The sequence below is a fragment of the Metapseudomonas phytobenefica genome, assembly GCF_043392685.1.
Taxonomy (GTDB): Bacteria; Pseudomonadota; Gammaproteobacteria; order Pseudomonadales; family Pseudomonadaceae; genus Metapseudomonas.
Genome location: NZ_JBHZGM010000064.1, coordinates 1 through 3301, shown reverse-complemented (window position 1 = coordinate 3301; position 3301 = coordinate 1). Strand labels below are relative to the sequence as shown.

Annotated in this window: 3 protein-coding genes and 1 pseudogene; 2 read left to right on the top strand and 2 right to left on the bottom strand. The window is 66.4% G+C overall.

What is annotated here, in order from left to right:
* The coding region (locus tag ACFW0B_RS25595) for a 2-oxo acid dehydrogenase subunit E2 (protein WP_449151760.1) at positions 1–286 on the top strand (286 nt) is incomplete at its 5' end.
* Positions 287–390: 104 nt separating this feature from the next.
* On the top strand, positions 391–1284 hold the full coding sequence (locus ACFW0B_RS25590; RefSeq protein ID WP_449151764.1) for a LysR family transcriptional regulator: 894 nt from the start codon (positions 391–393) through the stop codon (positions 1282–1284).
* A 139-nt stretch (positions 1285–1423) separates the two neighbouring features.
* On the opposite strand, the pseudogene ACFW0B_RS25585 reads toward ACFW0B_RS25590, so the two are convergent.
* Together ACFW0B_RS25585 and ACFW0B_RS25580 are read right to left on the bottom strand one after the other, a co-directional pair.
* Positions 1424–2120, bottom strand: a pseudogene (locus ACFW0B_RS25585) (bifunctional 4-hydroxy-2-oxoglutarate aldolase/2-dehydro-3-deoxy-phosphogluconate aldolase).
* A gap of 126 nt (positions 2121–2246) precedes the next feature.
* On the bottom strand, positions 2247–3095 hold the full coding sequence (locus ACFW0B_RS25580; RefSeq protein WP_449151762.1) for a D-hexose-6-phosphate mutarotase: 849 nt from the start codon (positions 3093–3095) through the stop codon (positions 2247–2249).
* Between the last annotated feature and the right edge of the window lie 206 nt (positions 3096–3301).

The following is a 3301-nucleotide window of genomic DNA, read 5'->3' as shown; positions in this document are numbered from 1 at the left end:
GAAGCTCTCGGCGGACGACATGCAAGGCGCCTGCTTCACCATCTCCAGCCTCGGCCACATTGGCGGCACCGGCTTCACGCCGATCGTCAATGCGCCCGAAGTGGCGATCCTTGGCGTGTCCAAGGCCGCCATGCAGCCGGTGTGGGACGGCAAGGCCTTCCAGCCGCGCCTGATGCTGCCGCTGTCGCTGTCCTACGATCACCGAGTGATCAACGGCGCCGCCGCCGCGCGCTTCACCAAGCGCCTCGGCGACGTACTGGCGGACATCCGCAGCCTGCTGCTGTGAGCCTCGGCGGGCCGTCATAACGTCGGCCCGCTCCTGCGAATGGATTTGCAACTCCGGCCCCACCAGACCTGCTAAATTGCCCGCACAGTTCCATTTGGTGAACGATCGTGGAAGACCTCAACGACCTCTACTACTTCGCCCAGGTAGTCGAACACGGCGGCTTTGCACCAGCCGGCCGTGCCTTGAACACCCCCAAGTCCAAACTCAGCCGGCGAATTTCCACGCTGGAAGAACGTCTGGGCGTGCGCCTGCTGCAGCGCTCCACCCGGCATTTCTCCGTGACCGAAACGGGCCAGGAGTATTACCGGCACTGTGTGGCGATGCTGGTGGAGGCCGAGGCGGCACGTCAGGTGATCGAACGCAACCGTGCCGAACCTCAGGGTGTCGTCAGGATGAGTTGCCCCACCACCCTGCTCCACTATCGGATCGGCGAACTGATCAGCCGGTTCATGGCCGAGAACCCGAAGGTCCAGGTCCATCTGGACGCGACCAACCGCCGGGTCGATGTCATCGGCGAAGGGCTGGATCTGGCATTGCGCGTGCGCTTTCCGCCCCTGGAAGACAGCGGCCTGGTGATGCGCACCCTGGCAGAAAGCCCGCAGCGCCTGGTGGCGAGCCCGGAGTTCCTGAAAGGCCTCGAGCTGCCGCTGGTGCCGGCCGATCTCAGCAACCTGCCCAGCCTGGACTGGGGGCCGCCGCGGGATCATCTGTGGCGCCTGGAAGGACCGGATGGTGCGAATGCCGAGGTGCGGCACACGCCCCGCTACATCACCGACGACATGACCGCATTGCGCCAGGCGGCGCTGCATGGCGTGGGCATCGTGCAACTACCGCTGATGGTGGTCGATCAGGACCTGGAACAGGGGCGGCTGGAGGACATCATTCCGCAGTGGGTGCCCCGCAGCGGTTTCGTCCATGCCGTATTCCCATCCCGCCGGGGCCTGCTGCCTTCGGTGCGGACGCTGATCGACTTCCTGGCAGAGCACATCAGGCAATAGCCGCCTTTGCTGCCCATCACCAAAGCTTTCACGTACGCAGCACCTGGGGCAGTTCGTAGCCTGGATGAAATCCGGGAAAAGCCCCTCCACCGCTCCCGGATTTCATACGGGCTACGATTGGCCGGACCTTTCACACAGGCTAAACCTGGGGCAGCAGCGCCAGGGCCTCGGCCGTGGCGGCCTCGACCCGCGACCAGTCGCCGCTACGGATCCACGCCGGGTCCAGCATCCAGCTGCCCCCCCACGCACATCACATTGGGCTGGGCCATATAGTCGCCGAGGTTGTCCGGACGCACGCCGCCGGTAGGGCAGAAACGGATACCCGGGAACGGGCCAGCGAACGCCTTGAGCGCTTTCACACCGCCACTGATTTCCGCCGGGAACAGCTTGAAACGGCGATAGCCCAAGGCATAACCGAGCATGATCTCCGAAGCGCTGCTGATGCCCGGGATCAGTGGCAGCGGGCTGTAGACGCCAGCACGCAGCAATTCGGCGGTACAGCCGGGCGTCACCACGAATTGCGCGCCAGCAGCTTCAGCCTCGGCCAGCATCAGTTCGTCGAGCACGGTGCCGGCGCCGATGCAGAGCTCCGGGCGCTGTTCGCGCAGCAGGCAGATCGCCGCAAGGCCATGCTCCGAGCGCAGGGTGACTTCCAGGGTGCGCAGGCCGCCAGCGGCCAGGGCGTCGGCGAGCGGCAGGATGTCCTGCTCGCGCTCGATGGTGATCACCGGGAGGATGCGTGCGGCGGCGCACAACTGATCGATGATGGCGACTTTTTCGACCATGCTTGGCACGGCCACCCGGCCATCTGCCGTGTTGTTGAGGAGGATGGTCATTTGCAGTCCTTCGGGCCCGGGGGCACCAGTAGATGTTGCGGAAGAGCGTCGCGAAAGCCGGCGCGATAGTCGCCAGCGCTACGCCTTGAATTCAGTTGTTGGATATCTGGAAGCTTCTGGTTCCCGTCACGCCACCCTGGCGCGCAGGTTCAGGCGGGCTTCTTCGCCCGGCGCCAGGGTCAGGCTGTCTTCCCCACAGGCCGCCGCTTGCACCGCGACGAAACCCAGGCCTTCCGCCCAGCTCACATCGCCAAGGGGCCGGCTGCCGGGATGCCAGACCACGGTATCGGGATTGCCGGTGCCGTCCACGCAGATGCGCCGCTGCCAGTCCGGGTCCTGGATGATCACCTTGCCGCCCCGCCGGAATACCTTGTGACAGCCGTCGACCAGGCGCAGCTCGCCTTCTTGCCGGCACGGCTCGCGCAGCAGCAGATCGCTGCCCTCGGCGCCATCCAGCCCGAGCAGGCCGATCCGCGCCACGTCGCTGACCCGCCAGTAGGCGTGCAGTGCGTGGCTCAGCACGCAGGGTTCGCTGTCCCGGTGGCGGGTGCGCAGCTGCAGGCGCATCTCGTCGCCCAGTTCCGCCTCCAGTTCCACCAGCCAGTCGTGCAGCTCCAGACGCCAGATGAGGCGCACGCCATCATCACCGGCATCCTTGGCGGCCAGCCGCCAGTCGCTCAGTCGTGCCCAGCCATGCTGGGGCCAGCCGCTTTCCATCGGGTGACGGCCGAACCAGGGCCAGCACACCGGCACACCGCCACGAATGGCGCCGATCTTCGGCCAGCGAGACGCGCACCAGAGCAGCGGACGCTCCCCATTGGGCTGGAAATGCAGCAGTTGCCCACCCTGCCGGCTGAATACCGCCTGGCAGCGCGGATGCTCCACCAGCAACAGCTCACGGCCCTGATGTTCGGACCAGCGAAAGGGCTGGTCGCCGGCCGGACGCAACAGCGATGACAACGGCGACGCCGCCACCTTTCGTTCCCGTGCCCCGGAAACGCCAGTGCGATCAGTCACCAGCAGAGCAGGTTTCACTTGAGGCTCTCCAGGCTGCGGGTGAAGGCGCTGGCGCCCTGCTCCGCCGTGCTGAAGGACTCGCGCATGAAGGCGAACAGCTCGCGGCCGGTGCCGACGTTGGGCTCCAGGTCCCAGCGCGCCGGTTCACGGGCGGCGAACTCGGC